Source organism: Limnobacter thiooxidans (assembly GCF_036323495.1).
GTDB lineage: Bacteria > Pseudomonadota > Gammaproteobacteria > Burkholderiales > Burkholderiaceae_B > Limnobacter > Limnobacter thiooxidans.
On the sequence record NZ_AP028947.1, the window covers coordinates 1387310 to 1414073 of the forward strand.

Annotated in this window: 27 protein-coding genes; 24 read left to right on the forward strand and 3 right to left on the reverse strand. The window is 53.0% G+C overall.

Features of this window, described 5'->3' with window-relative positions; translation table 11 throughout:
* Position 1 precedes the first annotated feature (1 nt).
* The 10 genes from nuoG (at position 2) to RGQ30_RS06350 (ending at position 10795) form a co-directional block, all read left to right on the forward strand.
* The gene (gene nuoG / locus RGQ30_RS06305; protein ID WP_130556724.1) at positions 2 to 2278 is read left to right on the forward strand and encodes an NADH-quinone oxidoreductase subunit NuoG; all 2277 of its coding nucleotides are present in this window, start codon (positions 2 to 4) and stop codon (positions 2276 to 2278) included.
* 14 nt (positions 2279 to 2292) lie between these two features.
* Entirely contained in the window at positions 2293 to 3342 is a 1050-nt protein-coding gene (gene nuoH / locus RGQ30_RS06310) for an NADH-quinone oxidoreductase subunit NuoH (RefSeq protein WP_420915171.1), read from the forward strand.
* Between the two features lie 13 nt (positions 3343 to 3355).
* Positions 3356 to 3847: an NADH-quinone oxidoreductase subunit NuoI gene (gene nuoI, locus RGQ30_RS06315; RefSeq protein ID WP_130556722.1), complete on the forward strand. Its 492-nt coding sequence runs from the start codon at positions 3356 to 3358 to the stop codon at positions 3845 to 3847.
* 30 nt (positions 3848 to 3877) lie between these two features.
* The gene (locus tag RGQ30_RS06320; protein WP_130556721.1) at positions 3878 to 4522 is read left to right on the forward strand and encodes an NADH-quinone oxidoreductase subunit J; all 645 of its coding nucleotides are present in this window, start codon (positions 3878 to 3880) and stop codon (positions 4520 to 4522) included.
* A 16-nt stretch (positions 4523 to 4538) separates the two neighbouring features.
* Positions 4539 to 4844, forward strand: a complete 306-nt coding sequence (gene nuoK / locus RGQ30_RS06325) for an NADH-quinone oxidoreductase subunit NuoK (RefSeq protein ID WP_008251215.1) — start codon at positions 4539 to 4541, stop codon at positions 4842 to 4844.
* 7 nt (positions 4845 to 4851) lie between these two features.
* Positions 4852 to 6843 carry an NADH-quinone oxidoreductase subunit L gene (gene nuoL, locus RGQ30_RS06330; RefSeq protein WP_130556720.1) on the forward strand — a complete coding sequence of 664 codons (1992 nt, stop codon included), beginning with the start codon at positions 4852 to 4854 and terminating at the stop codon, positions 6841 to 6843.
* A 39-nt stretch (positions 6844 to 6882) separates the two neighbouring features.
* Positions 6883 to 8364 carry an NADH-quinone oxidoreductase subunit M gene (locus RGQ30_RS06335; protein ID WP_130556719.1) on the forward strand — a complete coding sequence of 494 codons (1482 nt, stop codon included), beginning with the start codon at positions 6883 to 6885 and terminating at the stop codon, positions 8362 to 8364.
* A 22-nt stretch (positions 8365 to 8386) separates the two neighbouring features.
* Complete coding sequence (gene nuoN / locus RGQ30_RS06340) at positions 8387 to 9856, forward strand: NADH-quinone oxidoreductase subunit NuoN (RefSeq protein WP_338284847.1); 1470 nt, start codon at positions 8387 to 8389, stop codon at positions 9854 to 9856.
* A gap of 43 nt (positions 9857 to 9899) precedes the next feature.
* Positions 9900 to 10202, forward strand: coding sequence for a DUF2818 family protein (locus RGQ30_RS06345; RefSeq protein WP_298217466.1), 303 nt, complete (start codon positions 9900 to 9902; stop codon positions 10200 to 10202).
* Between the two features lie 164 nt (positions 10203 to 10366).
* Positions 10367 to 10795 carry a hypothetical protein gene (locus RGQ30_RS06350; protein ID WP_130556717.1) on the forward strand — a complete coding sequence of 143 codons (429 nt, stop codon included), beginning with the start codon at positions 10367 to 10369 and terminating at the stop codon, positions 10793 to 10795.
* A 73-nt stretch (positions 10796 to 10868) separates the two neighbouring features.
* Here RGQ30_RS06350 and RGQ30_RS06355 read toward each other — a convergent pair whose 3' ends face one another.
* Positions 10869 to 12521, reverse strand: coding sequence for an electron transfer flavoprotein-ubiquinone oxidoreductase (locus RGQ30_RS06355; RefSeq protein ID WP_130556716.1), 1653 nt, complete (start codon positions 12519 to 12521; stop codon positions 10869 to 10871).
* 211 nt (positions 12522 to 12732) lie between these two features.
* Here RGQ30_RS06355 and RGQ30_RS06360 point away from each other — a divergent pair, with 211 nt between their 5' ends.
* From RGQ30_RS06360 to ftsB, 6 genes are all read left to right on the forward strand, one after another.
* On the forward strand, positions 12733 to 13437 hold the full coding sequence (locus RGQ30_RS06360) for a CoA transferase subunit A (protein ID WP_130556715.1): 705 nt from the start codon (positions 12733 to 12735) through the stop codon (positions 13435 to 13437).
* An 11-nt stretch (positions 13438 to 13448) separates the two neighbouring features.
* Entirely contained in the window at positions 13449 to 14093 is a 645-nt protein-coding gene (locus RGQ30_RS06365; RefSeq protein WP_130556714.1) for a 3-oxoacid CoA-transferase subunit B, read from the forward strand.
* A gap of 109 nt (positions 14094 to 14202) precedes the next feature.
* Positions 14203 to 15849, forward strand: a complete 1647-nt coding sequence (locus RGQ30_RS06370; protein ID WP_130556713.1) for a CTP synthase — start codon at positions 14203 to 14205, stop codon at positions 15847 to 15849.
* A gap of 25 nt (positions 15850 to 15874) precedes the next feature.
* A complete protein-coding gene (gene kdsA, locus RGQ30_RS06375) occupies positions 15875 to 16732 on the forward strand; it encodes a 3-deoxy-8-phosphooctulonate synthase (RefSeq protein ID WP_130556712.1) in 858 nt (285 codons plus the stop codon).
* 45 nt (positions 16733 to 16777) lie between these two features.
* Positions 16778 to 18061 (forward strand): phosphopyruvate hydratase, encoded by a 1284-nt coding sequence (eno, locus tag RGQ30_RS06380; RefSeq protein WP_130556711.1) that lies wholly within the window; start codon positions 16778 to 16780, stop codon positions 18059 to 18061.
* 47 nt (positions 18062 to 18108) lie between these two features.
* On the forward strand, positions 18109 to 18435 hold the full coding sequence (gene ftsB, locus RGQ30_RS06385; RefSeq protein ID WP_130556710.1) for a cell division protein FtsB: 327 nt from the start codon (positions 18109 to 18111) through the stop codon (positions 18433 to 18435).
* A 50-nt stretch (positions 18436 to 18485) separates the two neighbouring features.
* Here ftsB and hslO read toward each other — a convergent pair whose 3' ends face one another.
* Together hslO and RGQ30_RS06395 are read right to left on the reverse strand one after the other, a co-directional pair.
* The gene (hslO, locus tag RGQ30_RS06390; RefSeq protein ID WP_130556709.1) at positions 18486 to 19409 is read right to left on the reverse strand and encodes an Hsp33 family molecular chaperone HslO; all 924 of its coding nucleotides are present in this window, start codon (positions 19407 to 19409) and stop codon (positions 18486 to 18488) included.
* Positions 19410 to 19421: 12 nt separating this feature from the next.
* Positions 19422 to 19946, reverse strand: a complete 525-nt coding sequence (locus tag RGQ30_RS06395; RefSeq protein WP_130556708.1) for a gamma carbonic anhydrase family protein — start codon at positions 19944 to 19946, stop codon at positions 19422 to 19424.
* Between the two features lie 50 nt (positions 19947 to 19996).
* On the opposite strand from RGQ30_RS06395, the gene RGQ30_RS06400 reads away from it, so the two are divergent.
* The 8 genes from RGQ30_RS06400 to bamC are packed head-to-tail and all read left to right on the forward strand — an operon-like array spanning position 19997 to position 26760.
* Complete coding sequence (locus RGQ30_RS06400) at positions 19997 to 20833, forward strand: ferritin-like domain-containing protein (protein WP_338284848.1); 837 nt, start codon at positions 19997 to 19999, stop codon at positions 20831 to 20833.
* Positions 20834 to 20848: 15 nt separating this feature from the next.
* Positions 20849 to 21733, forward strand: a complete 885-nt coding sequence (locus RGQ30_RS06405) for a 3',5'-nucleoside bisphosphate phosphatase (protein ID WP_130556707.1) — start codon at positions 20849 to 20851, stop codon at positions 21731 to 21733.
* A gap of 11 nt (positions 21734 to 21744) precedes the next feature.
* Positions 21745 to 22401, forward strand: coding sequence for an L-threonylcarbamoyladenylate synthase (locus tag RGQ30_RS06410; protein ID WP_130556706.1), 657 nt, complete (start codon positions 21745 to 21747; stop codon positions 22399 to 22401).
* Complete coding sequence (locus RGQ30_RS06415; RefSeq protein WP_130556705.1) at positions 22401 to 23057, forward strand: site-2 protease family protein; 657 nt, start codon at positions 22401 to 22403, stop codon at positions 23055 to 23057. Before RGQ30_RS06410 ends, RGQ30_RS06415 begins: the two co-directional genes overlap by 1 nt.
* A 6-nt stretch (positions 23058 to 23063) precedes the next feature.
* Positions 23064 to 24101, forward strand: a complete 1038-nt coding sequence (gene trpS, locus RGQ30_RS06420) for a tryptophan--tRNA ligase (protein WP_130556704.1) — start codon at positions 23064 to 23066, stop codon at positions 24099 to 24101.
* Positions 24102 to 24129: 28 nt separating this feature from the next.
* The gene (locus RGQ30_RS06425; protein WP_338284849.1) at positions 24130 to 24690 is read left to right on the forward strand and encodes a class I SAM-dependent methyltransferase; all 561 of its coding nucleotides are present in this window, start codon (positions 24130 to 24132) and stop codon (positions 24688 to 24690) included.
* Positions 24691 to 25569 carry a 4-hydroxy-tetrahydrodipicolinate synthase gene (gene dapA, locus RGQ30_RS06430; RefSeq protein WP_130556702.1) on the forward strand — a complete coding sequence of 293 codons (879 nt, stop codon included), beginning with the start codon at positions 24691 to 24693 and terminating at the stop codon, positions 25567 to 25569.
* A 24-nt stretch (positions 25570 to 25593) separates the two neighbouring features.
* Complete coding sequence (gene bamC / locus RGQ30_RS06435) at positions 25594 to 26760, forward strand: outer membrane protein assembly factor BamC (RefSeq protein ID WP_130556701.1); 1167 nt, start codon at positions 25594 to 25596, stop codon at positions 26758 to 26760.
* Positions 26761 to 26764: the final 4 nt, after the last annotated feature.

Sequence of the window (26764 nt, forward strand, 5' to 3'; positions counted from 1 at the left end):
AATGGTTGAATTAGAGATTGATGGCGTAAAAGTTGAAGTGGCCGAAGGCAGCATGCTGATTACTGCTGCGGAAAAGGCTGGCAGCTATGTGCCCCACTTTTGCTATCACAAAAAGTTGTCAATTGCGGCGAACTGTCGCATGTGCCTGGTCGATGTGGAAAAAGCGCCGAAGCCGTTGCCGGCCTGCGCTACGCCTGTGTCACCCGGCATGATCGTGCGCACAAAGTCTGAGAAGGCAGTGAACGCACAGAAAAGCGTGATGGAATTCCTGTTGATCAACCACCCACTTGATTGTCCGATTTGTGACCAGGGCGGTGAATGCCAGTTGCAAGATCTTTCCGTGGGCTATGGCGGTGTGTCTTCCCGCTACCAGGAAGAAAAGCGCGTGGTGTTTTTCAAGGACATCGGGCCGTTGGTGTCTGCAAAGGAAATGAGCCGTTGCATTCATTGCACACGTTGCGTACGTTTTGGCCAAGAAGTGGCAGGCGTGATGGAACTGGGCATGGCCAATCGTGGTGAGCATTCAGAAATTTTGAGTTTTGTCGGCAATTCTGTGGATTCGGAGTTGTCAGGCAACATGATCGATATTTGCCCCGTGGGCGCGCTCACTTCAAAGCCATTCCGTTATCAAGCCCGCACTTGGGAAATGGCGCGACGCAAGTCAGTTGGTGCCCATGACAGCCTGGGCTCCAATGTAGTGGTGCAGGTGAAAGCTGACAAGGTCATGCGCATTGTTCCGCAAGAAAATGAAAGCATCAACGAGTGCTGGATTTCTGACCGTGACCGTTTCAGCTATGAAGGTCTGCAAGCCGCTGACCGCTTGACTGAACCCATGATCAAGAAGAATGGCCAGTGGGTGACCACCGATTGGCAAACTGCCTTGAATGTCGTGTTTGAAGGCATCAAGAAAGCCCGTCGTGAATCTGCTGACTTGAACAGCATTGCCATGCTGATGTCACCTAACAGCACATTCGAGGAAATGGCCCTTGCCAAAGCCTTGATGAATGGTGTGGGTTCCACAAGCATTGATGCAGGTTTGCGCCACAGTGCGAATCTTAACCTTGCAGGCGCAATGCCTTGGCTGGGCGCATCTGTTCAGCAATTGGCTGATGCAGAATCCATCGTTGTCGTGGGCGCAGACCCCCGCAATGACCAACCGCTTTTGACACAACGCATTCGCCAGGCTGCAAAGCAGGGCGCCCGCGTGGTGATCGTGAACGCAGGTGGTCTTGATCCCTTGATGCCGAAAGCTGTGTGGCTGAAAGCCGCACCTTCCACATGGGCGGATGCTTTGGGTCACGACGCAGTGTCCAATGCATTGAGCGCGCCTGAAGGCGGTAAGTTTGTATTGGTTGGTCAGCAAGTACTGATGAGCCCGTTTGCAGGCCAAGTGCTGGCCAAGGCCGCCGAGTTGGCCAAGTCCACTGGTTCCACCCTGGGCTTCCTGGGTGATGGGGCCAACTGGGTGGGTTCTTTCGTGACGGGCCTGCAAGCCAGTGCCACTAGCGGTAAAAACGCCAAAGCCATGCTCGCCGGAAAAGCCAAGGCGGCAATCGTTTTTGGCACGGAACCTGATCTGGATTCTGTGGAAGGCCAGAAAATCGTGCGCGGTTTGATCGACGCAGAGTTCGTGGTTCAGGCCAGTGCCTTTGTCGGCAATGCCAAGCAATACGCGGATGTGTTGTTGCCGATTGCACCAAGCACCGAAACGTCCGGTACCTTCATCAATATCGCCGGGCAGGTTCAATCCTTCAAGGCTGCGGTTCGCCCGCTTGGTGAAACTCGTCCAGGCTGGAAAGTGCTTCGCGTGCTGGGCAACCTGTTGGGCCTGGATGGTTTTGAATTCAACAGTTCTGAAGAAGTGTTGAAGGCCTTTATGCCGACCAATCTGGCATCTCTGCTGAACAACGTCGTGCCTGAGCAAACAGTTTCAGGAACCGTACTGAATGGCAAGCTGGAATTGGCGGCTTATGCGCCAATCTATGACACGGACTCTTTGGTGCGTCGTGCAGAATCTCTGCGCAAAACCAAAGCCGCCAAGCCTGCCATGGTACAAATCGGTGTGCAAACCGCGAACGCGCTGGCGCTCAAGACTGGCGACAAAGTTCAATTGAAAGACTCTGAGGGCGGCAGCTTGCAAGCCGCTGTACTTGTGAACAAGACTATTGCAGAAAACACCGTTCTGATTCCAATGGGCCGGATTGAAACGCAAAGCCTGCGTACCGTATTCGGTGGCGCCGTTCTGGAAGCAGTAGTGGCCAGCGAGGTGCAGGCATGAGCTCACCCGTTGACATGATCACCACCTTTGGTGCTGATTTGCTTGGTCCGGCTTGGGTACCAGTCTGGACTTTGGTAAAGATCCTTTGCATCACCTTGCCGCTGCTGGGCCTAGTTGCGTACCTCACCTATTGGGAACGCAAGATGATCGGCCGCATGCACATCCGGATGGGCCCAAGTTATGTTGGTCCTATGGGTTTGCTTCAACCTATCGCGGACGCGGTCAAGATGATGTTCAAGGAAATCATCGTGCCGATGAACGCTAACAAGGGCTTGTTCATCATTGCCCCGATCATGACCATCATGCCGGCGCTGGCTGCCTGGGCGGTGATTCCCTTTGGTCCGGAAACTGTTCTGGCCAATGTGAATGCGGGCTTGCTGTACCTGATGGCCATCACTTCACTGGAAGTGTACGGCGTGATCATCGCGGGTTGGGCGTCCAACTCCAAGTATGCCTTCCTGGCCGCGATGCGTGCTTCTGCGCAAATGGTTTCCTATGAACTGGCGATTGGCTTTGTGTTGGTCACCGTGCTGTTGGTGGCTGGTAGCCTGAACATGACAGACATCGTGATGTCACAGACTGTTGGTCAGTTTGCCGATATGGGCTTGAACTTCCTGTCATGGAACTGGCTGCCCCTTTTGCCCTTGTTGGTGATCTACATGATTTCGGCAGTGGCTGAAACCAACCGGCACCCGTTTGACGTGGTGGAAGGTGAATCGGAGATCGTGGCTGGTCACATGGTCGAATACTCAGGCATGACCTTTGCCATATTTTTTCTGGCCGAATACGCCAACATGATTCTGCTGTCTTGCCTGGCTGCGATCATGTTCTTTGGCGGCTGGGACGCACCGGTGGCATTCCTGAGCTTTATTCCTGGCTGGATCTGGCTGGGTCTCAAGACCTTCTTGCTGGTGTCCATGTTCATCTGGTTCCGTGCGTCATTTCCACGTTACCGCTATGACCAGATCATGCGTCTGGGCTGGAAAGTGTTCATTCCGCTGACCTTGGTTTGGCTGGTTGTGGTTGCTGCCTGGATGCAGACCCCCTGGAACATTTGGAATTAATTGAGAGCGAACCATGTTTCAAGTTGTTAAAGAGTTTTTGAACAGTTTGTTGTTGCGTGAAATGCTCAAGGGCATGGCGTTGACGATGGGCTACATGTTCACGCAGCCGATTACGGTGTTGTATCCCATGGAAAAAACACCAATGTCTCCACGTTTTCGTGGCCTGCATGCACTTCGCCGCTATGAAAACGGGGAAGAGCGTTGCATCGCCTGCAAACTGTGCGAGGCGGTGTGTCCTGCCATGGCCATTACCATCGAATCCGAGCAGCGTGAAGACGGTACTCGCCGTACCAGCCGCTACGACATTGATCTGACCAAGTGTATTTTTTGCGGTTTCTGTGAAGAGTCATGCCCTGTGGATTCCATCGTAGAAACCCACATTCACGAGTACCACGGTGAAAAGCGCGGTGACCTTTATTTCACCAAGGAAATGTTGCTGGCTGTCGGCGATCGCTATGAGGCTGAAATTGCAGCCAACCGCCAAGCCGATGCGGCTTACCGTTAACTTGATACAAAACTTAGAAGACTCAATGTCATGGATGCAATAACCGGTTTCTTTTATGTGTTCGCCGCAATTTTGGTGTTCGCTGCCTTGCGCGTCATCACGGCAGGCAATGCAGTGCATGCTGCGTTGTACCTGGTGCTGTCCTTCTTTTCTGCGTCCGCTTTGTGGATGCTTCTGGAAGCGGAGTTTTTGGCCATTTCGCTTGTGCTGGTGTATGTCGGTGCCGTGATGGTGCTTTTCCTGTTCGTCGTGATGATGGTTGATGTGAACATGGACAAGGTACGGGCCGGTTTCTGGAAGAATCTCCCAGTGGCCGCCATTGTGGGTTCATTGATTGCATTCCAGATGTCGGTTGTACTGCTTCGCGGTTTTTGGGATCCCAATATGGAAACCCCTGAGCAGGCCTCCAACAACACACTGGCACTGGGCAAGTTGCTGTACACCGAATACCTGTATCCATTTGAAGTGGCAGCTTTGATCTTGCTGGTGGCCATGGTCGCCGCGATTGCCCTGACTTTGCGCAAGCGCAAGGACACCAAGGGCCAAGTGCCTTCAGATCAGGTTCGAGTTAAGTCCGCGGACCGGGTGAAACTGGTGAGCATGCCTGCTGATCTGGATCGCAAGCAAACAAAAAGCGATACCGCCGGTAATACCAACAGTGGCCGCCAAGCCTAAACGGGAATAAACGACAATGATTTCACTTTCTCACTACCTTGTGCTGGGCGCGATTTTGTTCTCGATCAGCGTGATCGGGATCTTCCTGAACCGAAAGAACCTGATCGTTATCTTGATGGCCATCGAACTGATGCTTCTGGCCGTCAACATGAACTTCGTGGCGTTCTCTCACTTCCTGGGCGATTTGTCCGGGCAGTTGTTCGTTTTCTTCATCCTTACAGTGGCTGCTGCCGAGTCTGCTATTGGCTTGGCAATTTTGGTGGTCCTTTTCCGCAACATGAATTCAATCAACGTCGAAGACCTCGACCAGCTGAAGGGGTAACAAGCGAATGAATCCCTTGTATTTGATCGTTCCGTTCGCTCCGCTGGTCGGTTCCATTCTTGCCGGTTTCTTCGGCAAGCAGATTGGTCGTACCGGTGCCCACACCGTCACGATTGCCGGTGTGGCAATCTCCCTGATTGCATCCATTCTTGTATTCATGGATGTGATGGAAGGCAACACCTTCAACGGCACTCTGTATGAATGGGCTGTGGTGGGTACGCTGGTTTTTGAAGTGGGTTTCCTGATTGACACCCTGACTGCCACGATGATGCTGGTGGTCACCAGTGTGTCATTGATGGTGCACATCTACACCATTGGTTATATGGAAGAGGATGAAGGCTATCAGCGCTTTTTCTCATACATCTCCCTGTTCACTTTCTCCATGCTGATGCTGGTGATGAGCAACAACTTCCTCCAGCTGTTCTTTGGCTGGGAAGCTGTTGGCCTCGTGTCTTATCTGTTGATTGGTTTCTGGTACACCAAACCGACTGCAATTTATGCCAACCTGAAGGCATTCCTGGTGAACCGCGTTGGCGATTTCGGCTTCATCCTGGGCATTGGCCTGATCATGGCTTCAGCTGGTTCAATGAACTACGCGGAAGTGTTTGCCCAAGCAGACAGCCTGGCAGGTCAAACCATGCCTGGCAGCGATTGGCCCTTGTTGGCAGTGGCTTGCATTTGCCTGTTCATTGGTGCGATGGGCAAATCGGCGCAGTTTCCCCTGCATGTTTGGCTTCCTGATTCCATGGAAGGTCCAACACCGATTTCTGCGCTGATTCACGCAGCAACAATGGTTACGGCCGGCATTTTCATGGTCAGTCGCATGTCCCCATTGTTCGAGCTGAGCGACATTGCCTTGAACTTCGTGTTGGTGATTGGTTCCATTACAGCTTTGTTCATGGGCTTTCTGGGCATTATCCAGAACGACATCAAGCGTGTGGTGGCGTATTCCACCTTGTCCCAGTTGGGTTACATGACTGTCGCTTTGGGCGTGTCTGCTTATCCGGTTGCGATTTTCCACCTGATGACGCATGCATTCTTCAAGGCGCTGTTGTTCCTTGGTGCGGGCTCCGTCATCATCGGCATGCACCATGATCAGGATATTCGTCACATGGGCGGCCTGTGGAAGTACATGCCAATTACCTGGATTACTTCTTTGCTGGGTTCACTGGCATTGATCGGTACGCCATTTTTCTCCGGCTTCTATTCCAAGGACAGCATCATCGAGGCAGTGCACTTCAGCAACCTGCCTGCAGCGGACTTCGCGTATTTTGCAGTGGTGGCGGGTGTATTCATTACAGCCTTCTACAGCTTCCGCATGTATTTCCTGGTGTTCCACGGCAAAGAGCGTTTTCACGACGTTCAACACCATGACGACCATGGCCATGACGACCACGACAGCCATGCCCACCATGGCCCGGTACAGCCGCATGAATCACGCTGGGTTGTTACCTTGCCCCTGATTTTGCTGGCGATTCCATCTGTGATCATTGGTTACATCGCAGTTGAGCCGATGTTGCACGGTACTTTCTTTGACGGTGTGATCACCATCAGGCCAGAGCATGGTGCCATGGCTGGTTTGAGTGGTATCTTCCACGGCGCAGCCGAAATGGGCGTGCATGCCTTGCATACCCTGCCTTTCTGGCTGGCCTTGGGTGGTGTGGTTTCCGCCGCTGTTTGCTACCTGTGGGTGCCTGCAATTCCCGCGGCATTCATGAAGGTCTTGAAGCCAGTGCACACGCTGCTGGACAACAAGTACTACATGGACAAGTTCAATGAAGTGGTGTTTGCCGGTGGCGCACGCAAATTGGGCGAGGGGCTATGGAAGTTCGGCGACCGCATGCTGATCGACGGCCTGTTGGTTAACGGCAGCGCCAAACTGGTTGGTTTGATCTCGGGTGTGGTTCGATTCGCGCAAAGCGGTTTCATTTACCACTATGCGTTTGCGATGATCCTGGGCGTATTGGCCATGATCATTACTTTCATCACACTCAAATAAACAAGGCGGAACCTCGGTTCTTACGATTGGAAAATATCAATGTCTAACAATATTCCTTATCTAAGCTTGGCGATCTGGTTGCCAATCGCCTTTGGTGTCCTGATCATGGCCTTGGGCAATGACAAGAACGCCGGGATGGTCCGTGGTGCCGCTTTGGTGGCCTCATTGATCAGCTTCGTGGTCACCTTGCCGCTGTACTTTGGTTTCGACACCAGCACTGCGCAGTTGCAGTTTGTTGAAAGCCTGCCCTGGATTGAAGCCTTTGGCGCCACTTATGGACTGGGTGTGGATGGACTGTCGGTGTGGTTCGTGATCCTCACAGCCCTGATCACCGTGTTCGTGGTGGTTGCTGCATGGGAAGTGATCACCGAAAAAGTGGCCCAGTACATGGCTGCATTCCTGATCCTGTCGGGCTTGATGGTTGGCGTGTTTTCCGCCACTGACGGTTTGCTGTTCTACGTGTTCTTTGAAGCCACATTGATCCCGATGTACATCATCGTGGGTGTTTGGGGTGGTCCAAACCGCATTTACGCAGCCTTCAAGTTCTTCCTGTACACCTTGCTGGGTTCATTGCTCACGCTGGTGGCCCTGATTTACCTGCAATTCCAGTCGGGTACTTTTGAAATTGCTGCCTGGCACAAGCTGCCATTGGGCATGACCGAGCAGATCCTGATTTTCCTGGCTTTCCTGATGGCTTTCGCGGTGAAGGTTCCCATGTGGCCCGTTCACACCTGGTTGCCCGATGCACACGTTGAGGCGCCCACAGGGGGTTCAGTGGTGCTGGCTGCGATCATGTTGAAGTTGGGCGCCTATGGCTTCCTGCGTTTCAGTATGCCAATTGCCCCTGACGCGAGCCACGAACTGGCAGGTTTCATGATTACCCTGTCACTGATTGCCGTGGTCTACATCGGTGTTGTGGCACTGGTTCAGAAAGACATGAAAAAGCTGGTGGCTTACTCATCGATTGCCCACATGGGTTTCGTGACGCTGGGTTTCTTCATGTTCCAGGACTTGGCAGTGCAGGGCGCCATCATTCAGATGATTTCCCACGGCTTTGTTTCAGGCGCCATGTTCCTGTGTATCGGTGTGCTTTACGACCGCGTTCACAGCCGTGAAATTTCCGCCTACGGTGGCGTGGTCAACACCATGCCCAAATTTGCAGCGTTCTTCCTGTTGTTCGCCATGGCCAATTCAGGGTTGCCTGCAACCAGCGGTTTCGTGGGTGAATTCATGGTTATTCTGGGCGCAGTCAAATACAACTTCTGGATCGGCTTGCTGGCTGCCACTACGCTGATTTTTGGTGCCGCTTACTCCCTGTGGATGTACAAGCGAGTGGTATTTGGCGATGTGGCCAATGACAACGTGAAAGAGTTGACTGACGTGAATACCCGCGAATTTCTGATGCTGGGTGCGTTGGCAATTCTGGTGATGGCCATGGGCCTTTATCCCAAACCATTTACTGATGTGTTGCAGGTTTCTGTAGATGCCCTGTTGCAACATGTGGCTCAGTCCAAGCTTTAATTGAGGAATGTTCGTGGATCAGATGAATCTCTCACTCGCTATTCCTGAAATTGCACTGGCGCTTTTCGCCTGCGCATTTCTGATTGCTGACAGTGTAACCAAGGGCCGCATTTTGCCGATCTTGCACAACATTGTTGTGCTGTTCTGTATCGGGCTGGGCGTATATTGCCTGGCGCAAGTGCCTTCAGAGGGCACTGAGCTGGCTTTCTCCAACATGTACATCGCCGACAGCATGGCCTTGGCTCTGAAAGGCTTTTCAGCGCTGGCCATCGCCTTCACTCTGATTGTGGGTGCGAACTATGCGAAAGACCGTGACATGTTCAAAGGCGAACTTCACGCGCTGGTGCTGTTCACCCTGCTTGGTCAGATGATCATGATTTCAGCAAACAACCTGTTGCTGGTGTATCTGGGCGTTGAATTGCTGTCACTGAGCCTGTATGCCGCAGTGGCCATGCAGCGTGACAATGTTCGCGCCACGGAAGCAGCCATGAAGTACTTCGTACTCGGTGCATTGGCTTCAGGTTTCCTGCTGTACGGCATGTCCATGATTTACGGTGCAACTGGTTCACTGAACCATTCTGACATCGCGTTTGCGGCAACCGCTGCAGTGTCAGGGCAGAAGTCCATCATTTTCGTGTTTGGTATTGTGTTTCTGGTGGCGGGTCTGGCGTTCAAGCTGGGGGTGGTGCCTTTCCACATGTGGGTACCCGATGTGTATCAGGGCTCGCCTTCCATTTCGACACTGCTGATTAGCGGTGCACCCAAACTGGCTGCATTTGCGATGATGATGCGTCTGTTGGTGGATGGTCTGTTCGTCATGGCCTTTGATTGGCAGAACATGCTGATGGTGCTAGCCATCGCTTCGCTGGCCATTGGTAACCTGACGGCGATTGCACAAACCAGTTTGAAGCGCATGTTGGCGTATTCAACCATTGCGCAAATGGGTTTCATGTTGCTGGGCTTTCTTTCGGGTGTTACCGGGCAAGACACAGGCAACGCTGCGCAGGCTTATTCTGCAGCCATGTTCTACAGCATCACCTATGTGCTGACCACGTTGGGCACTTTCGGTGTGATCATGGTGATGTCTCGCAAAGGCTTTGAGGTCGAGAACATCAGTGACTTGAAAGGGTTGAACAAACGCGCACCCTGGCTGGCTTTGATCATGCTGCTGTTGATGTTCTCGCTGGCGGGTATTCCCCCCATGATGGGTTTTGCGGCCAAATTGTCCGTCTTGAAGGCACTGTTGGCCACTGGCCAGGTCTGGTTGACCGTGTATGCGGTCATGTTCAGTCTTGTTGGTGCGTTCTATTACATCCGGATTGTAAAAACCATGTATTTTGAAGCACCAAGCGACAACACAGAAATCGTGATGGGCAATGATGCACGTGCAGTACTGGGTTTGAATGGTTTGGCTGTAATTGCACTTGGTTTGCTGCCTGCACCATTGATGGCATATTGCATGACCGTTATTCAACAAACACTGGCTGGTTGATTTTGCCGGTTATCACAAGAAATACATTGGACAGGAGGCAGGTTTGACGCAGACGATTGGGCACTGGTTGTTGTTCGGCTTGGCCTTGCTGTTTGCGAACCTGCCGTTTGTCAGTAACCGCATCATGGGCATTCTTCCCGTTGCAAACAAAGGCGGTTGGACGCGGGTACTTGAGGTTATAGCAGGTTACTTCATTGTGGGCCTTGTCGGCTTTGCGATTGAGGGCAGCTTGAGCCAGGTCACCCCGCAGCGATGGGAGTTTTACGCGCTCACTGGCTGTCTGTTTCTTGTGTTTGCATTTCCCGGTTTTGTGTATCGGTTTTTGTGGCGTTCGCCAAAAGGCTGAAGCATTTCGCCCTCGGCGACTCTGACACCGTTGTATTCAAGCTTGCTGCCCACGCAGTTACCTAGCCCTCCCATCCTTCCCTCGATTGTGTCTGTATGCGGTGCTTGTTTACCTTAAACAAGCTGCCGCGTTGTAGTTAAAAAATTCATTAGGGTGTTTGCATCATGAAAGTATTTTTCGGCAGCATTGTTGGCGCGTGTGTGTTGGTGATTTCGGCCTGTACCAATTCGCCAGAAACGTCCAATTTGAAGCTGCCTTATTTTGCAAAAACGGATTGTCAGTTGGTGTACAAGGCTCGGGGCGTGCAGGTGATCGAGAATTTTTGCGAAACGGAATGGAAGCCGGTAAAGCTTTATATTCAGGATCAAAAATATTCAGTTGACTGGATAGATGAAAAAACAAGTCGGCAAATTTTTGAAACTGGTTGCATGCAACCTGGCGCCTGTTATTACGAGCTGAAGATGGATGGCTTCACGGTAAATGGACGATTTGCGTATGCTGTTGATGGAATTCAGGGCGACTTCGTTTTCGAGATTGATGCGAATGAAAACTTGCAGTTGCTAGATCAAACCGAGAGTGATCTGTCTTCCTGATTTGATATGTGTTGTGTTTACTCTATGTGCCAAATAAAAACGCCGGCTTTTTAGCCGGCGTTGATTTTTACAATTACATGTTCGGGTAATTTGGCCCGCCACCACCTTCCGGTGTCACCCACACAATATTCTGCGTGGGGTCTTTGATGTCGCAGGTTTTGCAATGCACGCAGTTCTGCGCATTGATCTGCAACTGGTCTTTGCCATCTTCCTTTTTCACATACTCGTACACGCCTGCCGGGCAGTAACGCTGCTCGGGCCCTGCATAAGTGGCCAGGTTGGTGGCCACTGGCACAGATGCGTTTTTCAACGTCAGGTGCGCAGGCTGGTTTTCCTCGTGGTTCGTGTTTGAAATGAACACGGAGCTCAAACGATCAAAGGTGATTTTGCCATCAGGCTTTGGATAGTTGATCGGCTGGAATTCCGAGGCAGGGCGCAGGCACTCATGGTCAGCGTGCTTGTGGTGCAGTGTCCAAGGCACCTTGCCCTTGAACAGTTTCTGCTCAATACCCACCATCATGGTGCCGGTGTACAAGCCTTTGCTCATCCACTGCTTGAAGTTGCGTGCGCGGTACAATTCATCGAACAGCCATGAATCGTGGAATGCCTTTGGATAGGCTTCCAGTTCATCGCCTGCACGGTCTTGGGCCAGGGCTTCTGCAATGGCGTCAGCACACAGCATGCCGCTCTTGATGGCTGCATGGCTACCCTTGATTCGTGAAGCATTCAGGAAGCCTGCATCACAACCCACCAAGGCGCCACCCGGGAATACCAGCTTGGGCAGGCTCATCAAGCCACCAGCAGCGATGGCCCGTGCGCCATAGGAAATGCGTTTGCCACCTTCGAAATACTTGCGAATTTCGGGATGGGTTTTGTAACGCTGAAATTCTTCAAATGGAGACAGGTAGGGGTTTTCGTAGGCCAAACCAACCACGAAACCAACGGCCACCTGGTTGTTTTCCAAGTGATACAAAAATGATCCGCCGTAGGTATTGGCGTCCAGCGGCCAACCGCCAGAATGAATGACCAGACCTGGCTTGTGTTTTGCGGGGTCAATTTCCCACAGTTCTTTCAAGCCAATGCCGTACACCTGTGGGTCACGGCCTTCATTCAGGTTGAATTTTTCAATGACGCGCTTGCCCAGGTGGCCGCGCACGCCTTCCGCAAACACGGTGTACTTGGCGTGCAGTTCCATGCCGGGCTGGTAGGCATGAGTGTGTTCACCGTCCTTGCCAATGCCCATGTCGCCGGTTTGAACGCCTTTCACAGCACCTTTGTCGTCGTACAGAATTTCTGCACCTGCAAAGCCTGGAAACACTTCAACGCCCAAGGCCTCGGCTTGCTCGCCCAACCAGCGGACCACATTGGCCAGGCTGATTACATAGTTGCCGTGGTTCTGAAAGCATTCAGGAAGCAGGGCATTGGGTACTTTCTTGGCAGATGTTTCTGTCAGGAACAAAAACTGGTCTTCGGTCACTTCGGTGTGCAGTGGCGCACCACGCTCTTTCCAGTCTGGAAACAGTTCGGTGATTGCACGGGGGTCCATGACGGCGCCTGACAAAATGTGTGCGCCAACTTCCGAGCCTTTCTCGAGTACGCACACATTGATTTCCTGGCCTTTTTCTGCGGCCACTTGTTTCAGGCGAATGGCTGTTGCAAGACCTGCAGGGCCTCCACCAACGACCAATACGTCGTATTCCATCATGTCTCTTTCGACAGCCGACATTGGGTGCTTCTCCTTAAAATTTGTCGCGGGTACAACAGCGTTGTGCTGCTTTGATTTTAAGCCGAAAGCTTATTGCAAAACCGCAGAAAATAGTTGACTTTGATCTCTAGTCTGAGAAACTTGATTTTGTGCATTGCAGCAAGTTGAGTGTAAGCCTCAAAACGTTAAACTAGTCGAACAAACTCAAAGCAAAAGGGATCAACACATGGGGATGAATAAAGTAGCAGCCAGCGCCACCGAGGCCTTGGCTGACAAAATCAGGGATGGAATGACGCTGGCGGTGGGAGGTTTCGGACTTTGCGGCATTCCGGAAGCGCTGATCGAAGCGGTTCGCGCTTCGGGCGCCAAAGACCTGACGGTTATTTCAAACAACGCAGGTGTGGATGGTTTCGGTCTTGGGCGGCTGCTTGAGACACGCCAGGTGCGCAAAATGATTTCCTCCTATGTGGGTGAAAACAAGGAGTTCGAGCGCCAGTTTCTAAGTGGCGAGCTCGAGCTTGAGTTTACACCCCAGGGCACCCTGGCTGAAAAACTGCGGGCAGGGGGCGCGGGTATCCCAGCTTTTTTCACGAAAACCGGTTTTGGTACTGTAATCGCAGAGGGCAAGGAAACCCGTGTCATTGATGGCGAAAACTATGTGCTTGAGCACAGCCTGAAGGCCGATATTTCCTTGGTGAAAGCCTGGAAGGCCGACACGTCCGGCAACCTGATTTACCGTTTGACCGCGCGCAACTTCAATCCGGAATGCGCAACTGCATCCAAGTTCACGGTGGCCGAAGTGGAAGAAATCGTGGAAGTAGGTGCACTGGATCCCAATTTCATTCACACCCCCGGAATTTATGTGCAGCGCGTGGTGTTGAATGCCAATCCCGAGAAGCGGATTGAAAAACGAACCCTGGCCGCCACGGCACAATAAGGAGAATAACAATGGCGTGGAATCACGATCAAATGGCAGCCCGTGCTGCGCAGGAATTGCAAGACGGTTTTTATGTGAATCTGGGTATTGGTTTGCCCACTTTGGTGAGCAACCACATTCCGCAAGGCATGGATGTGATGCTGCAAAGTGAGAATGGTTTGCTCGGAATCGGCCCGTTTCCAACTGAAGAACAAGTGGATGCTGACCTGATCAACGCTGGCAAACAAACCGTGACCACCTTGGAGGGCTCCGCATTTTTTTCCAGTTCAGAGTCTTTTGCGATGATACGTGGGGGTCACATCAATTTGGCCATTCTGGGCGCGATGCAGGTCAGCCACAAGGGCGACTTGGCCAACTGGATGATTCCCGGCAAGCTGGTGAAGGGCATGGGCGGCGCCATGGACTTGGTTGCAGGTGTGTCTCGGGTGATCGTGCTGATGGAACATGTGGCGCGCAAGAAAGACGGAACAACCGACCTGAAAATTTTGCCTGAATGTACCTTGCCTTTGACCGGCAAGGCCGTGGTTAACCGCATCATCACTGATCTTGCGGTGATGGACGTCACACCAGATGGGCTGAAAGTGCTGGAAATTGCTCCCGGGGTGAGTCGAGAAGAACTCCAGGAAAAAACCGCCTGTGACTTGGTCTTTGGTTAATGTTTGGTTAAGTTCTCTGGCATGGACCAAGCGTGCTCAGTTATAATTCCGGTTTCCAACAGCGCGCAATTTCCTGAATTGTGCGCCCAACTGAGCGCCGCTTGGCACCATGACCAAATATGTATTCGTAACCGGCGGGGTAGTCTCGTCCCTTGGCAAAGGCATTGCCGCAGCATCATTGGCCGCGATTCTCGAAAGTCGTGGCCTGAAAGTCACCATGCTCAAACTGGACCCGTACATCAACGTGGACCCAGGCACCATGAGCCCATTTCAGCACGGTGAGGTTTTTGTAACCGAAGACGGTGCAGAAACCGATCTGGACTTGGGCCACTACGAGCGTTTCATCTCCACGAAGATGAAAAAATCCAACAACTTCACCACCGGCCAGATTTACGAATCTGTACTTCGCAAAGAGCGCCGCGGTGAATACTTGGGTAAAACCGTACAGGTTATTCCGCACATCACCAATGAAATCCAGGCCTTTATCGAGAAAGGCGCGCGCGCTGCCTGGGGCGGCGAAACCGATGTGGCCATTGTTGAAATCGGTGGCACGGTCGGCGACATTGAGTCCCTGCCATTTCTTGAAGCCGTTCGCCAGATGAGCCTGCGTTTGGGCCGCAACAGTGCCTGTTTTGTACACCTGACCCTGGTGCCCTTTATTGCTTCAGCAGGTGAGTTGAAAACCAAGCCAACCCAGCACAGTGTGCAAAAGTTGCGTGAAATTGGCATTTTCCCCGACGCCTTGCTTTGTCGCGCAGATCGCCGAATTCCCGATGATGAACGGGCCAAGATTTCCATGTTCTCGAACGTGCAGCTTGAAGCCGTGATTTCAGTGTGGGACGCTGACACCATTTACAAGATTCCAGCCATGCTGGAAGCGCAAAAGCTGGACGACATTGTTCTGGAAAAGCTGAACATCGAAGCGCCACGAGCAGACCTGTCCAAGTGGGCTGAAATTGTGTACGCGCAGGAAAACCCGGCGCAGAACATCACCATTGGCATGGTGGGCAAATATGTTGATCTAACCGAATCCTACAAGTCGCTGATTGAGGCTTTGAACCACGCTGGTTTGCACACCCGCACCAAGGTCAATATCAATTACATTGATTCCGAAGAAGTTGAAGCAGCTGGAACCGAAGTTCTGAAAAAGCTGGATGCTGTTCTGGTTCCCGGTGGTTTTGGAAAGCGCGGTACGGAAGGCAAGATCAAGGCCATTCAATATGCCCGTGAAAACAAGGTACCTTATTTGGGAATCTGTTTGGGCATGCAGCTGGCCGTGATCGAATTTGCACGGCACTGCGCTGGCTTGCCCAAGGCCAATTCCACCGAGTTTGACAGCCAGGCCGACACGCCCGTGGTTGCCTTGATCACCGAATGGAAAGACAGCACAGGCAAGGTTGAATTGCGCACCGACCAATCCGATTTGGGTGGCACCATGCGCCTGGGTTCACAGCGTTGCCCGATCAAGCCTGGTACCCTGGCCGAATCCATTTACGGTCCTGAGGTGAATGAGCGTCATCGCCACCGCTATGAAGTGAACAACAACTTCGTGCCACAGCTGGAAGCCGCCGGTTTGCGTATTTCAGCCCGCACACCCACTGAAGATTTGCCTGAAATCATGGAGTTGCCCGAGCACCCCTGGTTTTTTGGCGTGCAGTTTCACCCCGAGTTCACCAGTACACCACGTGACAGCCATCCCTTGTTCTTGGCCTACGTGAAAGCCGCGTTGGCCCATAAGTTGGGCAAAGCGTTATAAGCTGGATCTAACAGGAGAACATCATATGAAACTTTGCAATTTTGAAGTGGGTCTGGACAAACCGTTTTTCTTGATAGCAGGTCCCTGCGTGATCGAGAGTGAACAGATGGCCATGGACACCGCCGGACAACTCAAGGAAATTTGTGAGTCGCTGGGCGTGCCATTCATTTATAAAAGTTCGTATGACAAGGCGAACCGCAGTTCTGGAAAAAGCTTCCGTGGCCTGGGTATGGAAAAGGGTCTGGACATTCTGGCCAATGTCAAAAAAACCCTGAACGTCAATATTTTGACCGACGTGCATGCTATTGAAGAAATTGGAGCAGTGGCCAGTGTGGTGGATGTACTTCAAACGCCAGCCTTCCTGTGTCGCCAAACCGATTTCATCGAAGCGGTTGCTACGTGTGGCAAGCCGGTGAATATCAAGAAAGGCCAGTTTCTGGCCCCAGGTGACATGGTGAACGTGGTGGACAAGGCCCGTGCGGCATCCATTGATGCAGGCGGTGATGGCAAGAACATCATGGTTTGCGAGCGCGGTGTCAGCTTTGGTTACAACAACCTGGTGTCTGACATGCGCAGCCTTGCTATTATGCGCAACACGGGTTGCCCAGTGGTTTTTGATGCCACGCACAGTGTGCAGTTGCCGGGCGGGCAGGGTACAGTGTCAGGCGGCCAGCGAGAATTTGTACCCGTGTTGGCACGGGCAGCCGTGGCTGTGGGTATCTCAGGTTTGTTCATGGAAAGCCATCCTGACCCGGCCAAGGCCATGTCAGATGGCCCCAATGCCTGGCCTTTGCCGCGCATGAAAGCGCTGTTGGCTACTTTGCAAGAGCTGGACCGGTTGGTGAAATCAGCCCCGTTGGCTGAAACCGACTTGATGCGGTAAGCAAGTCGAACAGAAACAAGAATTTAATCCATCCAAGAGGAAATTATGAGCGCGATTGTTGACGTGATTGGCCGTGAGGTGATCGATTCCCGTGGAAATCCCACTGTGGAATGTGACGTGTTGCTGGAGAGCGGCGCAATGGGACGTGCGGCGGTGCCTTCCGGCGCTTCCACAGGTTCCCGCGAGGCCGTGGAACTTCGCGATGGCGACAAGTCCCGTTATCTGGGTAAGGGTGTTTTGCGTGCTGTTGAAAACATCAATACTGAAATTTCCGAAGCCATTTTGGGTCTGGATGCCCAGGAACAAGTGTTCCTGGATCAAAACCTGATCGATCTGGATGGTACTGAAAACAAGTCACGCCTGGGTGCCAACGCCACCTTGGCTGTGTCAATGGCTGTTGCCCGCGCGGCAGCCGAGGAAACAGGTTTGCCCTTGTACCGTTACTTCGGCGGCATGGGTGGCATGAGCTTGCCCGTGCCCATGATGAACGTGATCAACGGTGGGGCACACGCCAACAACAACCTGGACTTGCAAGAGTTCATGATTTTGCCAGTGGGTGCGCCTTCTTTCCGTGAAGCGATTCGTTACGGCGCAGAAGTATTTCACGCCCTGAAAAAAATCATCCATGACAAGGGCATGTCCACAGCCGTGGGCGATGAAGGTGGTTTCGCGCCTTCAGTGGCCAACCACGAAGCGGCCATTCAAATGATCATTCAGGCGATTGACACTGCTGGTTTCGAGCCAGGCACGCAAGTGGCCTTGGGTCTGGACTGTGCTGCTTCCGAGTTCTACAAGGGTGGCAAGTACAAGCTGGCCGGTGAAGGCATGGAACTGAGCTCACAGGAATTTTCACACCTGCTGGAAAGCTGGTGCAACAAGTACCCCATCATTTCTATTGAAGACGGCATGGCCGAGGACGATTGGGAAGGTTGGGCCTACCTGTCCAAAACACTGGGCCGCAAGGTGCAGTTGGTGGGTGACGATTTGTTTGTGACCAACACCAAAATTTTGGCGCAAGGCATTGAAAAGAACATTGCCAACTCAATCCTGATCAAGATCAACCAGATTGGTACGTTGACTGAAACTTTCGCAGCCATTGAAATGGCCAAGCGTGCACGTTACACCGCGGTGATTTCTCACCGTTCAGGCGAAACAGAAGACAGCACGATTGCCGATATCGCGGTGGGTACGAATGCCATGCAAATCAAGACCGGTTCCATGAGCCGTTCAGACCGCATCGCCAAGTACAACCAATTGTTGCGCATTGAAGAAGACTTGGGCGACATCGCTTACTACCCAGGTCGTTCAGCCTTCTACAACCTGGATTAATCGGCACCAATCAAAGGCGGCCCCGCTTCTGCGGGGCTTTCTTGTATATGAACCCCAGGCTGATCTCCGTCATTCTCTTTGCCTTGCTGCTTTTGCTTCAATACCCTCTGTGGTTTGGCAAAGGCGGGATGCTGCGCGTCAATGATTTGCAGCAGCAACTGGATGAGCAAAAGCAGGTTAATGAAGGATTGCGGCTTCGCAATCAACAGCTTGAAGGGGATGTGCGCAGTTTGACTGAAGGTGTGGAAGCCATTGAAGAGCGTGCCCGCAATGACTTTGGCATGATCAAGAAAGAAGAGGTGTTCATCCAGCTGATTGAGCCACGTGGTGAATCCGCGGGTAACAACCCACCTTCGCCATCCGCTCCCAGGTAGCAGGAACAAGACAACGCAATGTCGTTGTCTCGCGCTGCTCTCTGGATTGATCAATGCAAAGTGGGTGGGCCTGATTCAGGCTGAGTTGGTGAGCTGTCGACGAACAGTTCGTCGCATTCATCCCGGGTGAATGAGTAGTTCGCATTGCAAAAATCGCATTGGATTTCCACGGTCGGGTTTTCAGACAAGGCATCATTCAATTCTGTTTGACCCAGAGACACCAGCATTCGGCTGACCTTGTCGCGTGAGCAAGTGCATTCGAAATGCACTGGCCGTTCAGCCAGTCCACTCGGATCTTCTTCCCAGAACAATCGACGTGCCAGTTCATCGGTGTCGGTGGCAAGGTGCTCATCGCTTTGCACCGTGTTCACCAGGGCTTTCAGGCGGTCCCAACCATCGGCATCAAATTCACGGGTGGACACCACACCGCCGTGTTGCGGCATTTGCTGCAGCATCAGCCCTGCCGCGGTGTTTGAATCTGCATTCAAAACCAGGTGTGTTTCAAGCTGTTCGCTGCTGTGCATATAAGCTTCCAGCGAATCGGCCACTGTGTGGCCTGCCAAGGGCACAATGCCTTGATAGGGCGCTTGCCCCGGCAACCTGTTGCGCGGATCAAGGATGATGGCGCAAATGCCCTTTCCGCGGGCATTGACCAGGTCCTTGAACGTGCTGTTGTCTTCAATGACTGCGTTTTCCGCGAGTTTTACGGTGGCTCTCAAGCCCAGGCGGCTGTTGCATTCGGCCACCAGCAAACGAATGGGGCCATCACCCTGAATCTGGATGATCAGGGAGCCTTCGAACTTCAATGAAGCAGACAACATGGCGCTCGCTGCCACCAGTTCTCCCAATACCTTTTGCACGGCTGAGGGGTAGCTGTTGTTGCCGACCACCCGTTGCCAGGCCTCGGTCAGTTGCACCAGGTGGGCGCGGCAACTGGATTGATCGAAAATCAGGGTGCGTAATGTGTCTGTCATGGGTACAAAATGTTAGTCGTCAATTTTTTCAAGCGTGTCCTTGAACAGCTTGGCTTTTTGCACATAAAAAGCAGCACCAATCAGGCGGGCCACTTCCTCGTCATTCAGGGTGCGGATGACTTTGCCCGGCGACCCCACCACCAGTGAGCGGTCAGGAATTTCCTTGCCCTCGGTGATCAGTGCGCCGGCGCCGATGATACAGTTTTTTCCGATCTTCGCACCGTTCAGTACCACGGACCGTATGCCAATCAGGCTGCCTTCGCCAATGGTGCAGCCATGCAGGCAGGCCTGGTGGCCCACAGTCACATTCTTGCCCACCACCATGGGGTAGCCAATGTCGGTGTGCAACACGGCACCTTCCTGCACATTGCTGCCTTCCATGATGTGAATCAGCTCGTTGTCGCCTCGAATGGCGGCGAAGTCCCACACCGAGGTGTTTTCATCGAGCTGTACTTTGCCGATGATGCTGGACATTTCGGCCACATAGGCGCTTGGATGAACTGTGGGCGCTTGCCCGTTGATTTTGTACTTCGCCATATTCGTCTCCTGTTTTCAAGTATGCCTTTGGCTGTTTGGCTTAAAATAACATGCATCGAAGCTTTCGCAGTGTGGCCATGGGCAGTGAACAGAAACTTACGTTAAGGCGGGCTGCATTGCAGGCGCTGGAATGTGCAAATGCGCTTGAGAAAGTGCAGCTTGTGCATGCGATTGCGGAGGACTTGCCTTTGGGTGAAATGGAAGTTCTGGAGTCGGCAGTGGGGCGCCCGCAGCGGCCCGAATTGGTTCACCCCTCGCGTGTGCCCACCCGCAAACTGGCTCATCCTGAAGGCCGTGGCATCTTGCTGCATTCCCTGGCACATATTGAATTCAATGCCATCAACCTGGCGCTGGATTTGCTTGTACGTTTTCCTGAAATGCCCCCGCAGTTTTACGTCGACTGGCTAAAAGTTGCCAAAGAAGAGGCCTACCACCACACCTTGCTGTGCAGTCGCCTGGCAGCCTTGGGATTGAGTTACGGCGATTACCTGGCCCATGACGGGCTGTGGCAAATGGCCGAGAAAACCAAGGGCAGCCTGTTGGCCCGTCTGGCTTTGGTACCCCGTTTGCTGGAGGCGCGTGGGCTGGATGTGTCGCCTGCCATCCGTGAAAAACTGGCTGTTGTCGGTGACACGGAAAGTGCGGAAGTATTGGACATCATTTTGCGCGATGAAATCGGCCATGTGACCATTGGCAATCGCTGGTTCAATGAAATATGCCACAATGAATCACGCGACCCCATTGAAGCATTCGAGACTTGCCTGCGCGAATACACTGCACCGCAACCCCGATCTCCTTTCAATTTCAAGGCCCGCGCGCAGGCTGGTTTTTCTGAAGAAGAATTGGCCTGGTTGATGCAAGTTGAATTGGAGCAGTCCGCCCAATAAGTGGATCGCAAGAGTATGAGTACAGCAGCACACCTTGACTGGAGCGATCCGCACCTCATTAACGCGGATTTGCATTGCCATTCCACCACCTCCGATGGCACCCTGACCCCCGAAGAGTTGGCTGCGCGCGCAGCCGCCAATGGCGTTCAAATCTGGTCATTGACTGACCACGATGAAGTGGGTGGCTTGGCCCGTGCGGCCAAAGCCGCTGCCGAGCACAACATGATTTTTGTACCTGGTGTGGAAATTTCCGTGACCTGGTCTGCGGTCACTTTGCACATTGTGGGTTTGAATGTGGACTACATTGACTCGCCTTTGTCCAATGGATTGGCCAGTGTGCGCAGTGGTCGCACCGAGCGTGCCAAGGAAATGTCGCGTCAGCTTGAAAAAGTGGGTATTGACGGCGTTTATGAAGGGGCGCTGAAATATGTAGGCAATCCAGACCTGATCAGCCGCACACACTTTGCCCGTTGCCTGGTTGAGCGCAAGGTTTGCACAGACATCCGGGAGGTGTTTGAGCGTTTTCTGACACCGGGCAAGCCCGGCTATGTGCCCCACGAATGGGCGAGCTTGCAGCAGGCCGTGGAGTGGATTCTCGATTCAAACGGACTTCCCGTAATTGCCCACCCCGGTCGCTACGATTTGAAGCCCATGCAGATGGACGAGCTGGTCGAACAGTTTGTGAAGATGGGCGGCGTTGGCATTGAAGTAGTCACCGGTAGCCACACCACGGACCAATACGCCACTTACGCGCGCAAGTCTGTTCGCTCGGGATTAAAGGCATCGCGGGGCTCTGATTTTCATGGGCCCACCGAATCAAGGGTTAATTTGGGTGAATTGCCCCGTCTGCCGGACGGTTGCGTGCCAATCTGGGATAATTGGGGCAAGTTGTTCAGTTAACAGGATCCCCATTGCCCCAGTTATTCAACGTACACCCTGAAAATCCGCAAGCCCGTTTGTGCAAACAGGCTGCAGACCTCATTAATGGGGGTGGAATTGCCGCCATTCCCACCGACAGCTGCTATGCCTTGGTGTGTCACATGGATGACAAAAACGCGGTGGAAAGACTGCGCAGGCTCAAGGGTATTTCAGAGAAGCAGCACTTGGCCCTGCTGTGCAAGGATTTGAGTGAACTGGGCAGCTATGCCAAGGTCAACAACGTGCAATACAGGTTGTTGAAATCCGTGTTTCCTGGCCCCTACACCTTCATTCTGGAAGCCACCAAGGAAGTGCCGAAACGGCTGTCCCATCCTTCCAAGAAATCCATTGGTTTGCGCGTGCCTGCCCATGCGGTGGTACAGGCCATACTCGAACACACCGAAGGTGCCCTTATCGCCACAACACTTCAGATGCCCGGAATGGAAGAGCCTGCGCGCAGTGGCTGGGAAGCTCAAGAGGCAGTTGGCAATGATGTTGACCTGATTGTCGACGATGGCGAATACTGCGGCGCTTTTCCCACCACCGTGATTGACTGGACTGGCGAGGACCCTGTAGTGGTTCGCGTCGGGGCTGGCCCGTTGACAGGGTCGCTTGAACCCGTGAACATTGAAGAACAGGACGAACTGTAATGGATTCAAGCATTATTCAAACCATTGCGGTGTATGCACTGCCGGTGTTGTTTGCCATCACGCTCCATGAGGCTGCACACGGTTACGTGGCGCGCATGTATGGTGACAACACTGCGATGTACGCAGGGCGCATTACCTTGAATCCCTTGAAGCACATTGACCCGGTTGGAACCATTCTGGTGCCGATCGCGATCCTGGTGTCGTCCAGCCTGATGGGCCTTGGCGCATTCCTGTTCGGTTGGGCCAAGCCAGTGCCAGTGAATTTTAACAACTTGAACAATCCCAAGAAAGACATCCGCTACGTGGCCTTTGCCGGGCCCGGTGCAAATTTCGTGATGGCCTTGATGTGGGCGCTGGCATTGAAGCTGCAATTCATCACAGGCTTGAACGAGCCCTTTTTTGAAGAAATGGCCAAGGCGGGGATTGTTGTCAACCTGGTGCTGGCTGCGCTGAACCTGCTGCCGATCCTGCCGCTGGACGGAGGACGCATTCTGTTCAGCTTGCTGCCCAGTTCTGCAGCGTACAGTTTCAGCAGGACCGAGCCCTATGGCATGATCGTGCTCATTGCACTATTGATGCTGGGTATTTTGCCCATGTTCATTCAACCCATTGTGACTGCCGGGTTGAGCGCATTAACTCTCTTGTTTAACTTTTAAATTACCATGTTTCCTGAACGCGTATTGTCGGGCATGCGCCCCACCGGTTTGTTGCACCTTGGTCATTACCATGGTGTGTTGAAGAACTGGGTGAAACTCCAGAACGAGTTTCCCTGCCTGTTCTTTGTGGCCGATTGGCATGCGCTGACCACGCATTATGAAACACCGGAAGTGATCAAGGAAAGCGTGTGGGACATGGTCATCGACTGGCTGGCCGCGGGTGTTGATCCTGAGAAGGCGACTCTGTTTATTCAGTCCAAGGTGCCTGAACACGCTGAGCTGCATTTGCTGCTGTCCATGAATACACCGTTGAGCTGGCTTGAACGTGTACCCACGTACAAGGATCAGCAGGAAAAACTGGGCGACAAGGACTTGGGCACCTACGGTTTTCTGGGTTACCCACTTTTGCAGTCAGCGGACATATTGATTTACCGGGCCGCGCAAGTGCCTGTGGGCGAAGACCAGGTTCCCCATATTGAGTTGACGCGTGAAATCGCGCGCCGCTTCAATCATTTCTACAGCCGGGAAAAGCTGCTCGACGCCAAGGGCGTTGAAATTGGCCGCAAGCCAATTCTGCTTGAGCCCAAGGCCCTGTTGACAGAAGCCAGCAAGATGCCTGGCCTTGACGGCATGAAAATGTCGAAGAGTTATCAGAACACCCTGGCCTTGCGAGAGACTCCGGAAAATATTTCCCAGAAAGTGCGCAAGATGCCAACCGACCCTGCGCGCGTACGCCGCACCGACCCTGGCGACCCTGCCAAATGCCCGGTGTGGCAACTGCATGAAGTGTATTCCGATGACACCACGAAGCAGTGGGTGCAGGAAGGTTGCAAGTCCGCCGGAATTGGCTGTATTCAATGCAAAGAACCCATTATTGATGCCATTACCCGCGAGCTTGCCCCCATGCGTGAACGCGCAGCCATGTATGCTGACAACCCGGCCCTGGTGCGCAGCATCATTGATCAAGGGTGTGAACGTGCCCGCGCATTGGCCAGCGATACCATGAAGGACGTGCGCAAGCACATGGGCCTGGATTATTCCTGACATGGTGCAACACCATAGCAACCCAGCCATGGCCCCGTCGCCCTGGGTACGCACCTGTGTGGATAGCTTGGCAGCAGCCGGTGCTGTCAAGCCCGGCCTGCGTGCGCTGGACCTGGCCTGTGGCGGGGGTCGCCATGCGCTTTACCTGGCCAGTTTAGGCTACAGCGTACATGCCGTGGATAAAAATACGCCAGAAACTGAATGGCCAGCCAATGTGCAGTTTGAGTGCATGGATCTGGAGCAACCCGATTGGCCGCTGACGGGTCAGAAATATGATCTGATTGTCGTGACCAATTACTTGCACCGTCCGCACTTTGAGAACCTTTTGGCCAACTTGAAGTCTGAACATGCTGTATTGGTGTACGAGACATTCATGGATGGAAACGCGAAGTTCGGTTCACCAAGAAGCCCCGATTTTCTCTTGCAACCGGGCGAGCTTTTATCCCGACTTTCGGGCCTGACTATTTTGCGATTCGAACAAGGGTTGCGGGGCACTACAAGCCCTGCAATGATTCAACGGGCCATGGGCATTACAGGGGCATGGTCTGAGATACAATCTGGAACAATAACACTCACTCAAAGGGATTAAATGATCACTGGCAGCATTGTCGCGATTGTTTCGCCGATGTTTGAAGACGGTTCGCTGGACTATGACAGCTACCGCAAACTCATTGATTGGCACATTGAACAGGGCACCGATTCTATCGTGGCCGTAGGTACCACCGGCGAATCGCCCACCGTGGATGTTGAAGAGCACGGCGAACTGATTCGTGTGGCTGTTGAACAGGCTGCAGGGCGCATTCCGATCATCGCAGGCACGGGTGGCAACTCCACCACCGAGGCGATTGAATTGACTGAGTACGCTCGCAAGGTTGGTTCGGCTGCTAGCCTGCAGGTAGTGCCTTACTACAACAAGCCGACTCAGGAAGGCATTTACCTGCACATGCGCAAAGTGGCTGAAGCAGTTGATTTGCCAGTCATTTTGTACAATGTGCCTGGCCGCACCGTGGCTGACATGGCGCATTCAACTGTCGTTCGCCTGAGCAAGGTGGACGGTATCGTAGGCATCAAGGAAGCCACAGGCAATCTTGAACGCGGCGCCTGGCTGATTCGCGACACCTCGCCCGACTTTGCGGTGTACAGTGGCGATGATCCAACTGCAGTCAACTTGATGTTGATGGGAGGCAAGGGCAACATTTCCGTGACCGCCAACGTGGCGCCCAAGCTGATGCATGAGTTGTGTGCGGCTGCAATCGCAGGCGAAGCAAAGGCGGCACATGCACTGAATCTTTCCTTGCTGGATTTGCACCAGGCCATGTTTGTGCAGGCCAACCCAATTCCAGTGAAGTATGCATTGAGCAAGATGGGAATGATGGCACCGGGTATTCGTTTGCCATTAACCAGACTGGAATCCGGATTTCACCAAACCGTAGATGCTGCCTTGCGCGCACACCGGTTGATTGACTAAAGATCACTTAAGGCTGTGAAACAAATGGAATTGAACAAGACAACCCCTTTCAAATTGCTGATGATTGCAGCCGCTGTGTCTGCCGCTGCGGGATGTGCTTCCTACAAAGAAGCGGTCGAGGGTCAGAAAACTGCCTACAGAACGGCTGAAAAGCGTGAATTGGGTCTGGAGGTTCCTCCTGACCTAACTGCACAGTCTGCCGATGAACAGTTTCTGATTCCGGGCGAGTCAGGTTCGGGTTCTGTTTCCGCCTCTTCGTTTTACAGTGGTGGAGCAGCGCGCCCCGCGGGTGCGCGCGTTCAACCGTCCGAACCTGTCCTGGTGGACAGCAAGGATGTCAAGATCAAACGTGTGGGCAATGTGCGCTCGCTGGAAGTCAAGATGACGCCCGAGCAACTTTGGCCGAAACTGCGTGATTTCTGGAAAGAAACAGGTTTCGAGTTGGCAGTTGACGATCCGAAGATTGGTCTGATGGAAACCAATTGGGCGGAAAACCGCGCCAATATTCCATTAGACGGCTTGCGCAAGATTATTGGTACTGTGTTCGACGGTGTTTATTCCAGCAATACCCGTGACCGTTATCGCACGCGGATTGAGCCTGTTGAAGGTGGGGTGGAAATTTTCGTGACACACCGTGGCATGGAAGAAAATTACACTGATAGCAACCCGTCGCAGGCGGTAATGCAATGGATGAACCGTCCAGCAGACCCTGAGCTCGAAGCTGAAATGCTGAACCGTTTGATGGTCAAGCTGACAGGTGACGAAAAAGCAGCAGAGGCATCAGGCCGCCCGGTAGGGCAAGCCTTGATCTCGGTTCAGAAAAAGCCGGAAGGTACCGCCATTGTGTTGGCTGAAGACTTCCCTCAGGCTTGGCGCCGCGTGGGGTTCGGCTTGGACCGAGCTGGTTTCATTGTCGAGGACCGCGACCGTTCGAATGGCGTGTATTACGTGAAGTACATCCCCGACTCCGCTTCAGCCGAAGGTGAAAAAAAGGGTTTCTTCGGCAAGATCTTTGGTGGCAGCGGCAAAGGTGGTTCCAATTCGTTGAAAGCGGATCAACGTTTCCAGGTGGTTGTTGCGCCTGAAAACGACAAGTCGACAACGGTCAAATTTACCTCAGAGCGTGGTGGTGCTGTTGATGCCGCTGTTTCCGACGAAGCAGCAACGAAACTGGCTGGCAAATTGCGGTAATTGA

Bases quoted from the DNA above. Each gene is read 5' to 3' on its own strand.
- nuoG (WP_130556724.1), top strand. From the start codon at position 2: ATGGTTGAATTAGAGATTGATGGCGTAAAAGTTGAAGTGGCCGAAGGC.
- nuoH (WP_420915171.1), top strand. From the start codon at position 2,293: ATGATCACCACCTTTGGTGCTGATTTGCTTGGTCCGGCTTGGGTACCA.
- nuoI (WP_130556722.1), top strand. From the start codon at position 3,356: ATGTTTCAAGTTGTTAAAGAGTTTTTGAACAGTTTGTTGTTGCGTGAA.
- RGQ30_RS06320 (WP_130556721.1), top strand. From the start codon at position 3,878: ATGGATGCAATAACCGGTTTCTTTTATGTGTTCGCCGCAATTTTGGTG.
- nuoK (WP_008251215.1), top strand. From the start codon at position 4,539: ATGATTTCACTTTCTCACTACCTTGTGCTGGGCGCGATTTTGTTCTCG.
- nuoL (WP_130556720.1), top strand. From the start codon at position 4,852: ATGAATCCCTTGTATTTGATCGTTCCGTTCGCTCCGCTGGTCGGTTCC.
- RGQ30_RS06335 (WP_130556719.1), top strand. From the start codon at position 6,883: ATGTCTAACAATATTCCTTATCTAAGCTTGGCGATCTGGTTGCCAATC.
- nuoN (WP_338284847.1), top strand. From the start codon at position 8,387: ATGAATCTCTCACTCGCTATTCCTGAAATTGCACTGGCGCTTTTCGCC.
- RGQ30_RS06350 (WP_130556717.1), top strand. From the start codon at position 10,367: ATGAAAGTATTTTTCGGCAGCATTGTTGGCGCGTGTGTGTTGGTGATT.
- RGQ30_RS06355 (WP_130556716.1), bottom strand. From the start codon at position 12,521: ATGTCGGCTGTCGAAAGAGACATGATGGAATACGACGTATTGGTCGTT.
- RGQ30_RS06360 (WP_130556715.1), top strand. From the start codon at position 12,733: ATGAATAAAGTAGCAGCCAGCGCCACCGAGGCCTTGGCTGACAAAATC.
- RGQ30_RS06365 (WP_130556714.1), top strand. From the start codon at position 13,449: ATGGCGTGGAATCACGATCAAATGGCAGCCCGTGCTGCGCAGGAATTG.
- RGQ30_RS06370 (WP_130556713.1), top strand. From the start codon at position 14,203: ATGACCAAATATGTATTCGTAACCGGCGGGGTAGTCTCGTCCCTTGGC.
- kdsA (WP_130556712.1), top strand. From the start codon at position 15,875: ATGAAACTTTGCAATTTTGAAGTGGGTCTGGACAAACCGTTTTTCTTG.
- eno (WP_130556711.1), top strand. From the start codon at position 16,778: ATGAGCGCGATTGTTGACGTGATTGGCCGTGAGGTGATCGATTCCCGT.
- ftsB (WP_130556710.1), top strand. From the start codon at position 18,109: ATGAACCCCAGGCTGATCTCCGTCATTCTCTTTGCCTTGCTGCTTTTG.
- hslO (WP_130556709.1), bottom strand. From the start codon at position 19,409: ATGACAGACACATTACGCACCCTGATTTTCGATCAATCCAGTTGCCGC.
- RGQ30_RS06395 (WP_130556708.1), bottom strand. From the start codon at position 19,946: ATGGCGAAGTACAAAATCAACGGGCAAGCGCCCACAGTTCATCCAAGC.
- RGQ30_RS06400 (WP_338284848.1), top strand. From the start codon at position 19,997: ATGCATCGAAGCTTTCGCAGTGTGGCCATGGGCAGTGAACAGAAACTT.
- RGQ30_RS06405 (WP_130556707.1), top strand. From the start codon at position 20,849: ATGAGTACAGCAGCACACCTTGACTGGAGCGATCCGCACCTCATTAAC.
- RGQ30_RS06415 (WP_130556705.1), top strand. From the start codon at position 22,401: ATGGATTCAAGCATTATTCAAACCATTGCGGTGTATGCACTGCCGGTG.
- trpS (WP_130556704.1), top strand. From the start codon at position 23,064: ATGTTTCCTGAACGCGTATTGTCGGGCATGCGCCCCACCGGTTTGTTG.
- RGQ30_RS06425 (WP_338284849.1), top strand. From the start codon at position 24,130: ATGGCCCCGTCGCCCTGGGTACGCACCTGTGTGGATAGCTTGGCAGCA.
- dapA (WP_130556702.1), top strand. From the start codon at position 24,691: ATGATCACTGGCAGCATTGTCGCGATTGTTTCGCCGATGTTTGAAGAC.
- bamC (WP_130556701.1), top strand. From the start codon at position 25,594: ATGGAATTGAACAAGACAACCCCTTTCAAATTGCTGATGATTGCAGCC.